Origin of the sequence: Chthoniobacter flavus Ellin428, assembly GCF_000173075.1 — a bacterium.
Lineage (GTDB): Bacteria > Verrucomicrobiota > Verrucomicrobiia > Chthoniobacterales > Chthoniobacteraceae > Chthoniobacter > Chthoniobacter flavus.
Genome location: NZ_ABVL01000006.1, coordinates 45,343 through 60,274 on the forward strand (window position 1 = coordinate 45,343; position 14,932 = coordinate 60,274).

Annotated in this window: 14 protein-coding genes; 4 read left to right on the forward strand and 10 right to left on the reverse strand. The window is 62.1% G+C overall.

The genetic code is table 11. The features are described from left to right. Window positions 1–11 precede the first annotated feature (11 nt). The 3 genes from CFE428DRAFT_RS11665 to CFE428DRAFT_RS11670 all read left to right on the forward strand — a co-directional run bounded on the left by CFE428DRAFT_RS11665 (window position 12) and on the right by CFE428DRAFT_RS11670 (window position 2,273). On the forward strand, window positions 12–713 hold the full coding sequence (locus tag CFE428DRAFT_RS11665; RefSeq protein ID WP_042724857.1) for a histidine phosphatase family protein: 702 nt from the start codon (window positions 12–14) through the stop codon (window positions 711–713). Window positions 714–766: 53 nt separating this feature from the next. Beyond that, the gene (locus CFE428DRAFT_RS37230; protein ID WP_006979738.1) at window positions 767–922 is read left to right on the forward strand and encodes a hypothetical protein; all 156 of its coding nucleotides are present in this window, start codon (window positions 767–769) and stop codon (window positions 920–922) included. A gap of 82 nt (window positions 923–1,004) precedes the next feature. Further along, a complete protein-coding gene (locus CFE428DRAFT_RS11670; RefSeq protein WP_006979739.1) occupies window positions 1,005–2,273 on the forward strand; it encodes an MDR family MFS transporter in 1,269 nt (422 codons plus the stop codon). Window positions 2,274–2,439: 166 nt separating this feature from the next. Here CFE428DRAFT_RS11670 and CFE428DRAFT_RS11675 read toward each other — a convergent pair whose 3' ends face one another. From CFE428DRAFT_RS11675 to hemQ, 9 genes are all read right to left on the reverse strand, one after another. Further along, a complete protein-coding gene (locus CFE428DRAFT_RS11675; RefSeq protein ID WP_006979740.1) occupies window positions 2,440–2,901 on the reverse strand; it encodes a hypothetical protein in 462 nt (153 codons plus the stop codon). A gap of 265 nt (window positions 2,902–3,166) precedes the next feature. Further along, window positions 3,167–3,631 carry an REP-associated tyrosine transposase gene (locus CFE428DRAFT_RS11680; protein WP_006979741.1) on the reverse strand — a complete coding sequence of 155 codons (465 nt, stop codon included), beginning with the start codon at window positions 3,629–3,631 and terminating at the stop codon, window positions 3,167–3,169. Between the two features lie 358 nt (window positions 3,632–3,989). Beyond that, window positions 3,990–5,105 carry a twin-arginine translocation signal domain-containing protein gene (locus CFE428DRAFT_RS11685; protein ID WP_006979742.1) on the reverse strand — a complete coding sequence of 372 codons (1,116 nt, stop codon included), beginning with the start codon at window positions 5,103–5,105 and terminating at the stop codon, window positions 3,990–3,992. A gap of 184 nt (window positions 5,106–5,289) precedes the next feature. After that, window positions 5,290–5,724, reverse strand: a complete 435-nt coding sequence (locus tag CFE428DRAFT_RS11690; protein ID WP_006979743.1) for a DUF5069 domain-containing protein — start codon at window positions 5,722–5,724, stop codon at window positions 5,290–5,292. 84 nt (window positions 5,725–5,808) lie between these two features. Then, the gene (locus CFE428DRAFT_RS11695; protein ID WP_006979744.1) at window positions 5,809–6,774 is read right to left on the reverse strand and encodes an NAD(P)-dependent oxidoreductase; all 966 of its coding nucleotides are present in this window, start codon (window positions 6,772–6,774) and stop codon (window positions 5,809–5,811) included. A gap of 236 nt (window positions 6,775–7,010) precedes the next feature. Beyond that, entirely contained in the window at window positions 7,011–7,685 is a 675-nt protein-coding gene (locus CFE428DRAFT_RS11700) for a hypothetical protein (RefSeq protein ID WP_006979745.1), read from the reverse strand. Between the two features lie 9 nt (window positions 7,686–7,694). Then, window positions 7,695–8,492: an ATP-dependent sacrificial sulfur transferase LarE gene (larE, locus tag CFE428DRAFT_RS11705; protein ID WP_006979746.1), complete on the reverse strand. Its 798-nt coding sequence runs from the start codon at window positions 8,490–8,492 to the stop codon at window positions 7,695–7,697. Next, window positions 8,489–8,995, reverse strand: a complete 507-nt coding sequence (locus tag CFE428DRAFT_RS33465) for a DUF1648 domain-containing protein (protein WP_006979747.1) — start codon at window positions 8,993–8,995, stop codon at window positions 8,489–8,491. Before CFE428DRAFT_RS33465 ends, larE begins: the two co-directional genes overlap by 4 nt. A gap of 85 nt (window positions 8,996–9,080) precedes the next feature. After that, window positions 9,081–9,908, reverse strand: a complete 828-nt coding sequence (gene hemQ / locus CFE428DRAFT_RS11715; protein WP_006979748.1) for a hydrogen peroxide-dependent heme synthase — start codon at window positions 9,906–9,908, stop codon at window positions 9,081–9,083. A gap of 281 nt (window positions 9,909–10,189) precedes the next feature. Between hemQ and CFE428DRAFT_RS11720 the strand changes: the two genes are divergently transcribed. Beyond that, window positions 10,190–10,426, forward strand: a complete 237-nt coding sequence (locus CFE428DRAFT_RS11720; protein WP_006979749.1) for a ferredoxin — start codon at window positions 10,190–10,192, stop codon at window positions 10,424–10,426. Window positions 10,427–10,515: 89 nt separating this feature from the next. Here CFE428DRAFT_RS11720 and CFE428DRAFT_RS33470 read toward each other — a convergent pair whose 3' ends face one another. Then, on the reverse strand, window positions 10,516–14,925 hold the full coding sequence (locus CFE428DRAFT_RS33470; RefSeq protein WP_006979750.1) for a PVC-type heme-binding CxxCH protein: 4,410 nt from the start codon (window positions 14,923–14,925) through the stop codon (window positions 10,516–10,518). Window positions 14,926–14,932 lie beyond the last annotated feature (7 nt).

Sequence of the window (14,932 nt, forward strand, 5' to 3'; positions counted from 1 at the left end):
CCATGAGGCCTGTGAATACCCGCATCTTTCTCATTCGTCATGGAGCGACCGTCCTTACGGCCGAGGACCGGTTTGCCGGCGCCACCGATGTGCCTTTGTCCGACGAAGGTCGCGAACAGGCGCGCCGGCTTGGGGCGCGGCTGAGCGGCGAAAAAGTCGCCGCCGTCTATGCCTCCACCTTGGGACGAACGATAGAGACCGCGCGCCTCGTTTCCGAACCGCATGGCCTTGAGGTGCAGCCGCGCGAGGGCCTGCGCGAAATTTCGCACGGCCACTGGGAACAGATGACGCGGCGCGAGGTGGACGAGAAATACCCGGAGGAATCAGCGGCGTGGGAAGCGGATCCCTACACGTTCGCACCCGTGGGCGGTGAGAGCGGTCTGGCCGTGACCGCACGTGCGCTGCCGGCGTTGCTGGAGATCGTGCGTTCGCATCAGGGCGAGCAAGTGATGGTGGTGTCGCACAAGGCGACCATTCGGTTGCTCCTGAGTTCGTTGCTCGGCTTCGATCCGCGCCGTTATCGCGATAATCTCGACCAGAATCCCGCGGCGCTGAACATCGTCGATTTCAAGGGCGCTATCCGCGCGCGGCTCACGCTCTTCAACGACACGTCGCACTATATGGATGCCGGCTTGGCGATCCCCGCCGTGCCCACCGCGCGTCTTTCGAAGTGGTGGCACAATCCTCCGGTGCCGAAGAGGGGGGATTTGTAAAAATCGCCGGCTTGACTGTAACTAACCATTTTAGCACCCTAACGCCCACGCTAATGACTCCATCCCTTTCCATCACGCATCCGCTTCCGGCCTATATTGGCTGGCAGGCTTGCTTTGCGCGCGTGGAAATGTTCGTCCCGGTGTTTGTTCACCTCGCCAAAGTCAACCGCCAGCGCCCCACGCAGGGTTGTTATTCGATGACTGATTAGTTTCCAAACTCCAGACCGCCGAATCCCAACCCTGCTCACCGAAAGGTGGCAGGGTTTTTTGTTTTCGCGGTCGACCCGCCCTATGAGTACACCCGCCCAACCCTCATCCCTGATCAGCGACCTGCGCGCTTTGCCGCGGTCGTTCTGGGTGCTTTTTGCCGGCACGTTCATCAACCGCTTCGGCACTTTTGTGTGGCCGTTCCTCACGATCTACCTCACGCGCCAGGGGCATACCCTGGCCGAAGCCGCCTGGGCGATCAGTGGCTTTGGTGGCGGGGCAATCTTTGGCAGCGCGGCGGGCGGTTGGCTGGCCGATCACATCGGGCGGCGCAATACCATCGTGCTCGGAACCTTCACCACGGCGGCTGGGGTGATGCTGCTCTACACCGCGACCTCTCTGCCGGCGATCATCGTTTGCACGGCACTCGTTGGGTCCACCAACGGCACCTATCATCCAGCGGCCAGCGCCTTGATCGTGGATGTGGTGCCGAATGCTTTGCGCGTCCGCGCCTATTCCGCCTTTCGACTCGCGGCCAACGCGGGCTTTGCCTGCGGCGCGTCGGTCGGCGGATTGCTGGCCACTCATTCCCTGTTCTGGCTCTTCGCCGGCGACTCGTTGACCACCGCCTTCTATGGCCTCATCGCGATCTTCTGGCTGCCCCACGGCTTGCGCGGCCAGACGAAGAACGCACCGTGGGGCGATGCCTTTGTTTCGCTCAAGCGCAACCACGCTTTCCAGGGGCTGTGGGTCGCGGCTTTTTGCTCGGCGATGGTTTTCTCGCAGTTCGGCTCGACTTACTCGCTGCACATCCTGCGCTTGGGGTTGACCCTCGATGTGCTCGGCTTTCACCTCGCGCCGGAGACCGTCTACGGTCTTCTCATCGCCTGGAATGGCGTGCTCGTCGTCTTCGCGGAATTGCCGCTCACGTCGCTCACCCTACGCTTCGACGCGCGGCGGGTGATGGCGGCCGGCTATGTGTTGATCGGACTCGGTTTTGGACTCAACGCGTGGTGCGGCAGTGTGCCGACGCTATTGGTGGCGATGACGATTTTCACCATTGGCGAGATGATCAGCTCGCCCACGGCGAGCGCCTCGGTCGCCCGTCTCGCCCCGGAGCGGTTGCGTGGCCGATACATGGGCATGCTGGCTCTGGCGTGGAATGGCGCTGGGGTCCTCGGCCCACAATTCGGCTTCCGCTCCTTTGGTCTCGATCCGCGCTTTGTTTGGTTCGGCTGTGCACTCCTCGGGCTCATGGCCGCGGCGACGACATTGCGTTTCGGCAGATCGGGAGCGCTCCTCGAAAACGAACCGGCTCGCGAGCCTGAGCCGGAGCCCGCCGGCGTGCCGTGACGCCAGCGGCATCGAGAGGATGTACCGAAGTTCAATGTGAGCGTAGGGAGGACCACGGATTACGCGGATTGCACGGATTACAGAAATCCGCGTCGCTCGTCGCATCCGTGAAATCCGCGTAATCCGTGGTCAAAAACTCCTTTTGTCCGACTTCTGGTCCACCCTCTTACAACTCGTCGAGCGCTTCGAGCCTTTCGGTGGTGTAGGGGTTCGGCGGCAGCGTCGCGACCTTCTCCGCGAGCGCCTCCAGCTTGGCCCGGTAGACCGCCTGTTCCTCTTCGGAGAGAACGGGATAGGCGTCGAATAGCAAACAGAACGCGTGGACCCAACTCGGCAGCGCGCGCTGGGCTTCGCCCTGGATTTCCAATGTCTCCGCATCCTGGATGAGCAGTTCCGCCAGGATCACCGCGCGGACATAGCGGTTGGCGCCGGCGGTGGACAGATGCTCGGCGATTCCATTGGGCGAGAGGCCTTTCACCGTTTCGAGCGGCAGCCCGACATTCTCCAGACACAACGCCTGCAAATCCTGGCGCGCCTCCTGAATTTCACCTCTGCGTCGCTTGGCAATGAGCGCGGCCAGCATGGCCGCCGCCTGCTCGATGAGACGCATGATATAGTCCTGAGGCATGCGACAATGGTGGCGTATCCCGGTGACACCTTTCAACCGACATTGTTCGGGAACAGGCTTTCGAACCAGAACTGGAGGGCACCGCTCCGTCGGTGCCGGGTGTTGTCACGGCCAAGGAAGCGACGGAGCGCTTCCCTCCAGCGCTTGCGCGAAGGGATCGCATCTAAGCATCGACGGAGGCTCGCCCAAGGAGCTGCCGCCACTTGTCCCGTATGCCACCGCCTCGGCGGTGACCCTCCAAGCGTCTGGCGGGAACACCCGTCAATTACCAGCGGAGTTCGTTCAGTTCGCCGGAGAAAGGCCAGTCTTCCGGAGATGTCACCAATCCTGCGCGGACGGGATTCTGGAGCGTGTATTCCCATTTCTCATCGTAATGCGCCACGTCACGCAGTTGGGTGTCCCAGAAGTTCAGTTGCCAAATTGGCTGTTCGTTGGGACGCGGCCAGCGGCGTGATGCCAGGTTTTTCCAGTAGCGGACCCAGTGCTTGAGAGCGGGAGGTGATAGTTCTGCCGGCGCGCAGAAGAGATGCACATGATCTGGCATCACGACGTAACGGCCAACAAGCCATCCTCTTGCCATCTGCCAGGAGTCGACGAGAAGGTTCTGGATCTCCGTGGCAGCAAGGATGCGTTTGCGGCCCTGAGTGCAAACCGTGAGATAGATAATGATCGGCGTGTTGCCACGCTCGATCGGCCCCGGATGCGCCGGATGTTTCCGCTCCTTCCACATGCAGGCGTAGCTTATCGAAACGGCACAGCCGTAGTAAAGCCGGGCTTTGGAGGGAAGCGCTCCGTCGCTTCCTTGGTCACGGCAACACCCGGCACCGACGGAGCGGTGCCCTCCAGGCGTCAGGCAGGAACGCACGTGAATGGGCTGCGAAAGCGCATTGGTTTTCGAAGGGGAATTGGAGGGAAGCGCTTCGTCGCTTCCTTGGTCACGGCAACACTCGACACCGACGGAGGCTCGCCCAAGGACCCGCCGCCACTTGTCCCGTACGCCACCGCCTCGGCGGTGGCCCTCCAGGCGTCAGCCAAAACGCGCGTGAATTTTCAGCGGAACCCACCGCCTTCGCGATGGGATCCCCCTGTTACGCCGGGGTGTGCGTGAACTTCCGCACGCGGCCGTAGGGGACCCACTCGAGCACGTAGAGGTTGCCTTTGCTGTCCACGCACATGGCGTGCGGGGCGGCGAATTTGTCTTTCTGCCCGGTCTGGAATTCGTCCTTTTTCACGCCTTTGCCGTCGCCGAGACGGGCGACGCAATTGTCATCCTTGTCGAGGATGGCGACGAGACCGCCAAGGTCCGGGATGTAGATGTGGCCGTCGTGCTGGTAGAAGCAGCAGGGGTTGCGCGCGAAATCACCGGCGATGGTGCGCTTGTAATTCAGATCCAGGTCGTAGACTTCGTAGCGGCCGTTGGCGCGGTCGGCGATGTAGATTTCGGGTTCGCTCTTGAGCGTATTCACCCACACGCCGTGGCAGGTGTTGAAGGTACCGTGCGGGGCGTCCTTGCCCTTCGGCGCGTCCTTGGGGGCGCGTCCACCGATGGTCTTGAGGTGCTTAAAGTTCTTGTCGAAGCGGCTGACGATCTGGCTGCCGTAACCGTCGACGGTGTAGATGTCGCCATTCGGCGCGACGGCCACGTCGGTTGGATTCGTCCAGGTGAATTTCTGGTGCGTAGCGTCCTCGGTTTCCACGTTGCCAATCGTGTAGAGCACTTTGCCCTTGAGATCGGTCTTGTAGATGCGCTTGCCGAGGTTGGGCTGTCCCGCGGCGTCCTTGGCCACGTTTTCGGTAAAATAGAGAAACTCGCCGGCGGGTTCCTTGCTCCAATACACGCAGTGCGCGGTGGCTTTCACCTGCTCGGGATCGTAGCCGTTGCCGAAATCCTTGCTCCACGTCTCCTCGAGCTTCCCATCGGTGCCGAAGACGGCAACGCACGGACTCGTGGAGCGAGAGGTGACGTAGACGCGGTCCTTCGCGTCGACGACGATGCCGCAGCCGAAGCCCCAGCTCATGCCCTCGGGGAGTTGGCCCCAGCTTTCATCGAGCGTGTAGGTCCACTTGCCTTCGCCGATTTTCACCGGGGCGGAGGATTCGGCGGAAGCGAAGCGCGGAGCCACCAGGGCGGCCGCGGAAGCCGCGCTCATTTTCAGAAAGTCACGACGGCCAAGACGACGGGGGAAGAGATATTCGGAGTTCATGGAGGGATGGTTTGGTGAGGTGGAGGTTCTTAATCTTACTCTTAATCCTAATCTTACTCCTCAGGTTCACCCACACAGTGGGGATTAAGAGTAAGATTAAGATTACGATTAAGAAAAAAAGAGCCGGCGGAGAATTCACCCCGCCGGCTCGCAAATGTTAGCTGTCCGCTGCCGGACGGGTGAATTACTTCAGGACGGCCTGATGGAACTCGTACCAGTCGTCGAGGTTGTTCAGGTTCACGGCGTCCTTCGGTGAACCGTCGGGCAGGCCGTTCGCGCTCAGGATGCCCTGGCGGGTTCCGTCGTCGTGAATGTAGCCGGTGACGGCGGCGTTGTGCTTGGCGATGGCGTCGGCGTTGACGCTCTTGCCATTCTGCTTCACCCAAGCTTCGAACTGCGGATAGGTGGGCTTGTTGCTCTTGACGAAGGCCTTGATGGCGGCTTCGTCGACGCCGAGGGCGTTGAGGGTCATGGCGTCATAGCCTTTGCCGCAGCCGGGATAGCCCGCGGCGAGCTGGCCGGTGGCTTCGAGGGACAGCTTCTGCCAGAGGCGGGGCAGGTGGAGGACTCCGAGCGGGCCGGCGGTGCCGGAGCTGATGAGAGGAACGTAAGTGCTCATGATGAACTAATAGGTTTGTTGGTTTGGTTTATTCGCCGAGTCTGAGCCGCTTCATGCGGCGCGGACTCGGCGGAAAGTTTGAAATTACTTCTTCTTTTTCGCAGGCTTCTTCGCCGCCGGTTTCTTCGCCGCGGGCTTTTTCTTCGCGGCTTTCTTCGACGGGCCGCGACCCTTGAAGGTGAGCTCCGCGATGCCGCTCTTGTCGAGTTCACCGAGGCCTGCCTTCACCATCTTGTTGAACTGCGAATATGCCGCCGCGGCGAGAGGGACGACGAGCTTCTGTTCCTTGGCCAGACCGAGGGCGATGCCACTGTCCTTGGCCGCGTGCGCGGCGCTGAAGAAGCAGGAGTGGTCGCGATTCATCATGTCCTCGCCGTCGGTCACGAGCACGCGCGAATTGGCGCCAGTCTGCGAGAAGACCTTCATGAGGATGGGCAGGTCCAGGCCGAGCGCGGAACCGAGGCCGAGGCCTTCGGCGAGACCCGCGGTGTTGATGTTCATGACCATGTTGACCAGCGCTTTTACCTGCGCGGCCTTGCCGGCCTTGCCGATGTAGGTCATCAGCTTCCCGTCATCGGAGAGCTTGCTCAGGATGGATTTCACCTTTTCGAAGACGCCCTCGTCACCGCCGATCATGAGATAGAGCGTGCCGTTGCGGGCTTGGGTGATGGACGAAGCCATGCAGCCTTCGAGCGAAGCGGCGCCGGCTTTCTTGGAGAGCTTCTCCACTTCCACGTGCGTCCTGGGGGCGACCGTCGCGCAATTGACGAATGTCCGGCCCTTGGCGCCCATGAGCAGGTTGTCTTTCTTGTTCGTGAAGACGGCGAGCTGGGCCTTGTCGTCGGTCACGACGGTGATGATGAGATCGCTGAGCTCGGTGACCCGGGCCAGCTTGTCAGTCGCTTCCGCGCCGAGCTCGGTGGCGAGCTCCTGGGCGGCTTCTTTGCGGACGTCATAGACCGCGGCGACGGTGTAACCGACATCTTTCAGCCGCCGCGCCATATTAGCACCCATGCGACCGACTCCGACGAAACCAATTTTTTCAGGCATAAAAATGAGGGGAATGCGTGTTGAGGGAGGACACGAGTAGCCGGGCCGCGAGGCGAGTGGCAAGCGCGACGTGGCACAAACGTTTTACGCGTGCGCGTAAGGGAGGGGGAAAGTGCCCGGATCCAGTGTCGGAAAAGAGTAATCAGTGATCAGTATTCAGTATTCAGTAATCAGTAATCAGTGTCCTCGGAGCGGCATTCACTGAATACTGAATACTGATTACTGGCCACCTGGCGCTACTCCGCCGCCTGCTCGGCGCCAGTCATGCGCAAGCTGGCGGGGCGCAGGGAATTAAGACGCAGCCAGAATTCGTTTCCCTCGCGCTGGGTGTCGATGACTTGCGTCATCTGCAAGGCGTAGAGGATCCGCAAGGCGGCTTCGGGATCGGGGATTTGCAGGCGCACGCCAGACATGGGGACGCGCTTTTCGTTGCCCAGTCGGTGGAGGAGTTCGGCGGCTTCGAGCAGGTCGGAGTCGCTCAGCTTCTGCCAGGCGGCGAGGTTGCCGCCGACGGCGAGGGTCATCCGGGGAACGGCGAGGAGGAAATCCATGAGGATTTCCCACGGGGGCTTGCGATCGACCGGGCGGGCGTTGGGGTTGAGGCGGTTGTCCAACCAGGCCAGGGCGAGGCCGCACAAGGCGCTGACCAGGTAGAGCATCCAGAAGCGGTGAGGGATGTGGGCGTTGGAGACGTCAAGAGCGGCCATGAGGAAGACCAGCATCCAGATGCTCACGAAATACAGCAGCGCCCAGGCAGCCAGGGCGGCGACCAGGGTGGCCGCGGTCAGCATGAGGACCTGACGATTGTGCTCGGCGAAATGCGTGCGCAGTACTTCCGCGGTACCGGCCGGGGTGCGGACCCGGACCGCCGGTGCTTCTCTGTGCCCTTTGCCACCGAAGGCTGCCATCATCCCGCGCCCTTACGCGGGCGAGCGATAGCCGGCGGGGTCGATCTCCACGCCGGCATAGCCCACGGCCAGCAGGCCAGTCGTTAAGTCCTGCTCCACTTCGGGCAGGCGCGCCATTTCCTCCGGGGCGATCTGCACGCGGGCGACCGGTGTGGCGTCGACCGCCTCCTTCACGATATGTCGCACGCGAAAGACGCGGAATCCCAGCGCGCGCACTTTCGCTTCGCCGCGCTCGATCATATCCAGCGCGCCCGCGGTGACCGGCGTGCCCCACGGGATGCGCGAGCTGAGGCACGGCTGAGCGGGAGCGTCGGCGGTGGGCAGGCCGAGTTCGCGTGAGAGTTCGCGGATCTCCGCTTTGGCCAGCCCGGCGTCACGCAGGGGGGCGAGCACGGCGAATTCCGTTGCCGCTTTGCGCCCCGGGCGCTCGTGCTTCATGTCATCGGCATTTTCGCCATAGGCGATCGCGCGGAAACCGCGGTTGTGGGCCAGGGCGTCAAGATTGGTGAAGAGCTCGGCCTTGCAGAAATAACAGCGGTTCGGCGGATTGCTCGCGTAGTCCGGATTGTCGAGTTCGCCGGTCTTCACGACTTCCACGCGCACACCGATCTGCTCCGCGAGGGCGAGCGCATCGGCCAGGGCCTGGCGCGGCAGGCTGGCGCTGTCGGCGATCACCCCGAGCACCTGCGAACCCAAGGTTTTATGCGCTTCCGCGAGCAGGTATGCGCTGTCCACACCACCGCTGTAGGCGATGACGAGTGGAGCATGCGCCTGCAATTGCGCGCGAAGTTGAGCGAGTTTTTCGTTCATGCCGTCTTACGGAAATGGCGGGTGAAGGTGATGCCCCAGACGAGCACGGCGATCAAAAAAGCACCGAGTCCGATGAAGAAAGCAGGCTGCAGTGCAACGGGCGTCCGCGCATTCGCGGCGACGATCGACCCGTTGACGATCGTCAGGAGAGCGAGCAGCAGGGCGGCCAGCCAAAACCCGCGACTCTGCACGTAGTCGAAGGTCTCCTCCCGGCGTTCCGGCGCGAGCCAATAGTCCTTGTGAGGGATATTCAGGCCCCAGCCGTTCAGGCGCCGGATAAACGCGAAATTGCCCAGCACGAAGGCCGGAACGACCGTCCCGAAAATCAACATGAAACAAAGGTAGCCCCCCGGTGTCAGCCAGCCATTGGGCAAGCCATTCGCGCCGAAGTGAGTCGCCACGCGTGCCGGCAGGTGGGCAGACGACCACCAGACGTAGGCGGCAAAGGCCAGCCACGCGAGCACCAGGAGCGCATAGGGCCGCAGGAAAGGACGGGGTTTCATGAGATGACCTCACTAATCTCGCGCAAACGCGTCGACCTGCCAAGTCGTGCCCGGTGAAGCTGTCGCGAAAAGGTCTTCGCCAGGCTCAGAGCTGCACCCGCTGGAAGATCTCTTCCAAGGGCAACTGCAGGCCGATGAAGAAGTCACCGAATTCGGCAAACTGGGCGCTGACTTCGTCGAAACGCATCTCGTAGACGATGCCCTTGATATTGATCGGATCGTGGGCCAGCAGCGTCACACCCCATTCCCAATCGTCGAGCCCGGTCGAGCCCGTGATGAGTTGGAGGATCTTGCCATGCCAGGTGCGTCCTACCTTGGCGTGTCCGCCCATGAGCTTCTTGCGCTCTTCAAAGGGTAGCGCATACCAGTTCTGGCCGGTGGTGCCGCGACGCTTGTTCATCGGATAGAAGCACATCACCGGCCACGGCGGCAGCACGGGGTAGAGGCGGTCCTTCATATACTTTGTCATCCGTTCGCGGAAGGCCACGAGCTTCGCTTCATGTTCCGGCGTGCCGGCAGGGAGGTTCTCCTCCTTCACCAGCGACTCGGCGTATTCCGCCTCGCTCGTCGTGTATTCGCTGCGCTCGGTCATCGAGAGGAAGCTGTAGGTCGGCGACAGGACATCCGGCCCGAGCGCGTTGGTCAGGCGCTTTTCAAAGAAATTGGCCGTGTGCAGGTCGGCGCAGAGCAGCATGAAGCCGAGGTCGGCCTTCGGCGAGACCATGGCGAAAGTCAGAACCTGTGCACCCTCGGTGCCGCGGATCTCGGCCAGGAGATCGCTCAGGCGGGTGCGGGCGGCGAATTGTTCTTCCGGCGAAAGGAGCGACCACGCACCCTGTTCGACTTTGTAAAAAAGGTGCAGCACGTGCCAGCCCTCGGCGGCAACAATGGGGGCGGGAGATTTGTCGGTCATAGGAACCTTAGCATCCGGGTCTTGATGGGGGTGGTCAACGGTGGAATTAAAGGCAGAACATCCAACATCCAACACCCAACGCCCAACATCCAATGGCGCAAGCGGGTGAAGGGAACTGGTGGGTCTGCGGGCGGCTCATTGGATGTTGGATGTTGGGTGTTGGATGTTGGATGTTCTGTTTTTCCGCCTTTCTCCTCTCAAATGGTACGCAAAAATTCGTTGCAATGCGGAGCACTCTCCCTATTTTTGCGCGCTCTAAAACTTAGGACACCAAAAAGACTATGGCCGAACTTGCCAACAAATATCCCGAGAACGTCACCGGCACTTTTTACGTCGATGACCAGTGCATTGACTGCGATCTCTGCCGCGAAACTGCGCCCGCCAACTTCACCCGCAACGATGATGGCGGTCACAGCTACGTTTATAAACAGCCCGAAAACGACGCCGAAGCCGCGCTTTGCAAGGAAGCCATGGAAGGCTGCCCGGTCGAAGCGATCGGCAGCAACGGCGCGGAGTAAATCCCGTTCCCGTTCCGCGTCCTAAAGTCGAAGAACTTTTAAAACTCAAAGCCCTCGCCTGCCAAGGCGAGGGCTTTTTGTTTTACGAGCTACTTCAGCGTCATGAGGTAGGCGAACAGATCGCTCACCTGTTGAGGCACCATCGTCTCGAGCAGGCCTTCCGGCATCATGCCGCGGCGCAGGAATTTCGTGTCGAGGATCTCGTCGCGCGGGATGCGCTGATCTTCCGCGCCGGGCAGGCGCAGCACCACCGCATCCTTGTCATCGCGCACCAGGAAACCTTCGCGAATCCCGCCGTCGCGGAGATTCACGCGGAAGACGTGATAGGCGCTTTCCATCGAGGCATTCGGCGTGATCAGGCGGCGCAGGAGCGCCTCCTGGCCCATCGCACCGGCGCCACTCAGGTTCGGCCCGATGTTGCCGCCCTGGCCATTGATGAGGTGGCAGGTGCGGCAGAGCATGGCCACTTGATTGCCCCGCGCGGCGTCACCGGGTTGATTGGCCAGCGCGCCGTATTTCGCGAATTTCGCGTCCAGCGCCGCCGCTTCCTCGGCGGTGAGAATCGGCGGCAGATCGCTCGTCCGGCCGACCTGGGCGCCATTTTGCAGTGTGCCCCATTCGTCCCCGCCCTTGTTGTAAAACGCGAGACCTTCCGGCTTTTGTTCACCGAACCCGCGATCGAAGTCGCGGCGGATTTCCTGCGGCGTGCGTGCGCGATTCCACAGGCGGTATTCCGCGAACGCGCCCTGCGTGCCGCCCTTCGCCGCTGTCCAGGCGATGCGCAGGTCCTTCAATGCGCCGGGTGCGGGCTTGGTACCGACGCTGTCGGGTTCGCCATCGATGTAGAGGCTCCAGCAATGGTTCGCATTGCGCACCGCGGCGACATGCGTCCAGATCCCGGGCGTCATGGGTTTCTTCGCCACCACCACGTCGTTCAGCGGCGGAAAGGCATACACACGCAGCTTGCCGCCGAAGAAATTGATATCGAGCTGGCCGGGCGCGCCGAGGATGCCATCGACGTTGCCGATCTTGCGCCCCTGCGGAGTGAGCCGCACCCACGTTTCCACGGTCATCGGGCCATCGAAGGTCTGCTTCGTGCCCACCCACGCGTTGTCGGCGCCGTTGAGCATCAGCACTGGACGGAAGAGTGAGCCGACATGGTCGAGCAATTGGCTCAGCGCGGCCTCGTGAGAGCCGAGCACGGTCTGCAAACGGTCGAGCGTCGAGCCATCGAGATCGGCGGTTGGGATCGCGCCGGAATTGAACGCCGCTACGATTACGGAGGCGCCGGCCTGCCGTTGGCTGAGGCGATCGAGAGCGACACGGCGGTCGGCGATGGACAGCTTCGGGTAAAGCGCGAGCAGCCGCGCCGGTGCGTCCGCCGCCTTGGAAACAGCCAGCGAGATGAGCGCATCGCTGCGCAGCAGCGGGTCGGTGGAAGTCTCCGTGAGTTTCGCGAAGAGATCGCTGCGTTGGCTGCCAAAGGAAGCGAGCGCCCGGAGCGCGCTGCTGCGTTTCGCTGCGGCTGCGGATTCATCTTCCGTCAGGGCGACGAGCTTCGGTTCGGTCGCCGCGAGATCGAACGAAGCGGCAAGCCGCAGGCCGAGGTCCTGCGAAGCCGCATCTCCGGACAGCAGGCCGTTGGCCGCTTCGGAAAGCATGGGCGTGAGCTTCGTCGCATCGAGTCGGGTGCGCACGGCGATCAAGGCGTCGAGCGTGGAAGTCCGCGTCGCTGGCTTTGCCAACAGGGTCTTGAGCGCCTCGTCCACGCCGGGCTCTGCCGGAAATTCCGCGAGCCGCAGAATTTCCTCCTGCCCCGGCGCGCGTTCGAGTTGCGGCAGCAGCTTGGCCACGCGGGCGGCGCTGGCTTGCGGATCGAGCGCGAGAGAAGCGAGCAAGCGATTCTCGACCGGCAGCTTCTGGCCTTCCTTGGAATCCAGGAACTGTGCGACCTCCTGCGGGTGTTGCTCCAGGAACATGCGCACGAGATAGCGTTCAAATTCGCGATCGTACGCCTCGCGCACTTTGATCGGCTTGCCGTTGCGGGTCGCCGGCGCGGTGGGCGCCGCCAGCGGAGTCAGATTCATGCCCAGAACGGCACTCATGATCCGGCTGTCTTGATCGACGAACGGCGCAGTCGCGCGGATGAAGGCGGTGCGAACCTCCGGGTCAGGATCCGCGGCGAGCGGGGCGATGGCCCGGAAGCTATCCTCGAGCTGCACCGTGCCGTGAAGTGTGCCATGGCGCTCCTCGGTGACATACTGCGCGGTGTTCGCGTAAATGCGGCCGATCGCATTCACCATTTCTCGGCGGATGTTGCGATCGGGATCTTTCACGAGATCGCTACACAAGGCTACGATCCGAGAAGAGAATCCTTCGCTCGCCCATAGCGCCTCGATTCGCGCGGCGGGATTGGCAGTTTTGTCTGCGATCAGTGCGGTCAGGCGCGGGAAGTCCGGATCCTTCCGATCGCGCAGCGTCTGCCACGCCAGATGGCTCTGGCTCAGCGAATCGCCGCCGAGTTTCGCGATCAATTCATCGCTGCTCAGTTTGGTAAAATCCGGCACGTCGAATGGCTTCGCTCCCGTCGGCTTGATCCGCCAGATGCGGCCGCGGGTCTTGTCGCGATCGGGATGATTGCGCGGCACTTCGTTGTGCGAGATGATCTTGTTGTACCAATCGATGATATAGAGGCAGCCGTCCGGTCCGATGGTGATCGCGGCGGGCCGAAACCACGGATCTTCCGAGACGACAAAGTCATCGAGCTTCTCCAGTTTCCAACGCGGGCCATCGCGGTGCATCTTGATCGCGTTGATGCGACCGGTGATCGGATTCGCGAGGAGCATCACATCGCGCCAGGGCTCGGGAAAAGGTCCCGCTTTGTCCGTGAGCGCGAGGCCGCTCAGTCCCGTGCCGCCCATGCGAAAGTCCGGCGCGGTGCCGGGGAACTCGGGCGCGTAGCTTTTCATTTGCTTGTCCGAGCAGCCGGGGTAGTTGGCGAATTCGTGGAACGGCATCACCGGAAATCCGTAGTCGTTTGCTTCCTGAATGAAGGCTTCGCCCTCACCATTGATCACGAGGCCCCAGATGTTGCACGGACCCTGCGAGGTGATGGTGAACTGCGAGCCGTCGGGCCGGAATTTCGCCATGCGGCATTGGTCGAACTGCACACCGGCCTCGGGGGGATCGCTGGGCTGCCGCACCTTGCCGTAGTTGAACGCACCTTGGGCCATCCAGATCCAGCCTCCGGGCGCGCGCGTGAATTGGTGAGGAAAAAGATGCGAGTCCTGCACCCCGAAACCGGTCAGCACCACCGTGCGCTTGTCGGCCCGGCCATCGCCGGCGGTGTCCTGGAGAAGCTCGATGTTGTGGCCATGCGTGACGTAGCAGCCGTTCCTGTAAGGCAACACTCCGACCGGGATGGCGAGGCCATCGGCGAAGATACGCGGTTTTTGCGGCCCCGGCGCGAAGGGCGTGTCGAAGACGAGCACCTTGTCGCGCGCGTGGCTCGCGTAAAGGGCGTCGGCAGCGGCGGGATTTTCGTTACCATCGACGGGATACTCGAAGGCCGTGCTGGTCCACAGCCGGCCGTGCTGGTCGAAGGTGAGCGGGACGAATTTCCCGATGCCGTCACTTTCCGAGGCGACGAGTTCGACTTCAAAACCCGCGGGAACTTTGAGGGCCGCACGCTCTTGCTCCGGCGTCTTCGCGGTGCTGCCCACGTCGTTGCCTTCCTTCATCTTCACGCCCGCGCCCACATTCTCCCGGGCATCCGAGTCCTTACCGGTGGCGGACTTCTTTTCCGCCTGGAGCTTCGCTTTCACGCCTTCCACGCCACCGAGTTTTCCCCACGTGGGCGCATCCGGTGTCGGCGGCAGTTCCTCGATGAAGACATCCTTCACCTGCACCTTGGTATTGCCGCCCGCGTGGAGTTGGATGCCGAAAATGCCGTCGTAGGGAATGTTGGGATCCTCTTCCTTGTAATCCACGCCGGGTACGCCGTTGATCCACGTGCGGATGCGATTGCCCTCCGCGCGGATTTCGTAGTCGTTCCAATCCCAAAGATGGATCGCCGGATGCACCGTCTTCATGTCCGCGGGCGCGATGAATTTGTTGCGCCGCCCTTCATCGTAAATGCCGGCATACCACGACGGCTCGCCGTAGTCGGCCTGGTAGCCGCAGACTTCGTGGCCGGTCGGGTTGCGCTGGGTGCGGATCTGGATGCCGCTGTTGATCATCCCCGTCTTGGGATCGCCGGTAAGTTTGATCTTCAGGCGCAGAACGAAATTCGAAAACGACCGCTTGGTGCAGAGGAAATCGTTGTGCGGAATTTTGTGAACTTCATCGCCGCCGGTGAGACAGCCGTCCTCCACCTTCCACAGCGAAGGCTCGCGGCTTTCCCAGCCGTCGAGTGTCTTGCCGTCGAAAAGCGAAATCGGCTCGGCATGAAGCAGCGTGCCGAAGAGGAGCAGAGCGGGGAGGAAAAGGAGGCGTTTCATAAGTGCG

Bases quoted from the DNA above. Each gene is read 5' to 3' on its own strand.
- CFE428DRAFT_RS37230 (WP_006979738.1), top strand. From the start codon at position 767: ATGACTCCATCCCTTTCCATCACGCATCCGCTTCCGGCCTATATTGGC.
- CFE428DRAFT_RS11670 (WP_006979739.1), top strand. From the start codon at position 1,005: ATGAGTACACCCGCCCAACCCTCATCCCTGATCAGCGACCTGCGCGCT.
- CFE428DRAFT_RS11675 (WP_006979740.1), bottom strand. From the start codon at position 2,901: ATGCCTCAGGACTATATCATGCGTCTCATCGAGCAGGCGGCGGCCATG.
- CFE428DRAFT_RS11680 (WP_006979741.1), bottom strand. From the start codon at position 3,631: ATGTGGAAGGAGCGGAAACATCCGGCGCATCCGGGGCCGATCGAGCGT.
- CFE428DRAFT_RS11685 (WP_006979742.1), bottom strand. From the start codon at position 5,105: ATGAACTCCGAATATCTCTTCCCCCGTCGTCTTGGCCGTCGTGACTTT.
- CFE428DRAFT_RS11690 (WP_006979743.1), bottom strand. From the start codon at position 5,724: ATGAGCACTTACGTTCCTCTCATCAGCTCCGGCACCGCCGGCCCGCTC.
- CFE428DRAFT_RS11695 (WP_006979744.1), bottom strand. From the start codon at position 6,774: ATGCCTGAAAAAATTGGTTTCGTCGGAGTCGGTCGCATGGGTGCTAAT.
- CFE428DRAFT_RS11700 (WP_006979745.1), bottom strand. From the start codon at position 7,685: ATGATGGCAGCCTTCGGTGGCAAAGGGCACAGAGAAGCACCGGCGGTC.
- larE (WP_006979746.1), bottom strand. From the start codon at position 8,492: ATGAACGAAAAACTCGCTCAACTTCGCGCGCAATTGCAGGCGCATGCT.
- CFE428DRAFT_RS33465 (WP_006979747.1), bottom strand. From the start codon at position 8,995: ATGAAACCCCGTCCTTTCCTGCGGCCCTATGCGCTCCTGGTGCTCGCG.
- hemQ (WP_006979748.1), bottom strand. From the start codon at position 9,908: ATGACCGACAAATCTCCCGCCCCCATTGTTGCCGCCGAGGGCTGGCAC.
- CFE428DRAFT_RS11720 (WP_006979749.1), top strand. From the start codon at position 10,190: ATGGCCGAACTTGCCAACAAATATCCCGAGAACGTCACCGGCACTTTT.
- CFE428DRAFT_RS33470 (WP_006979750.1), bottom strand. From the start codon at position 14,925: ATGAAACGCCTCCTTTTCCTCCCCGCTCTGCTCCTCTTCGGCACGCTG.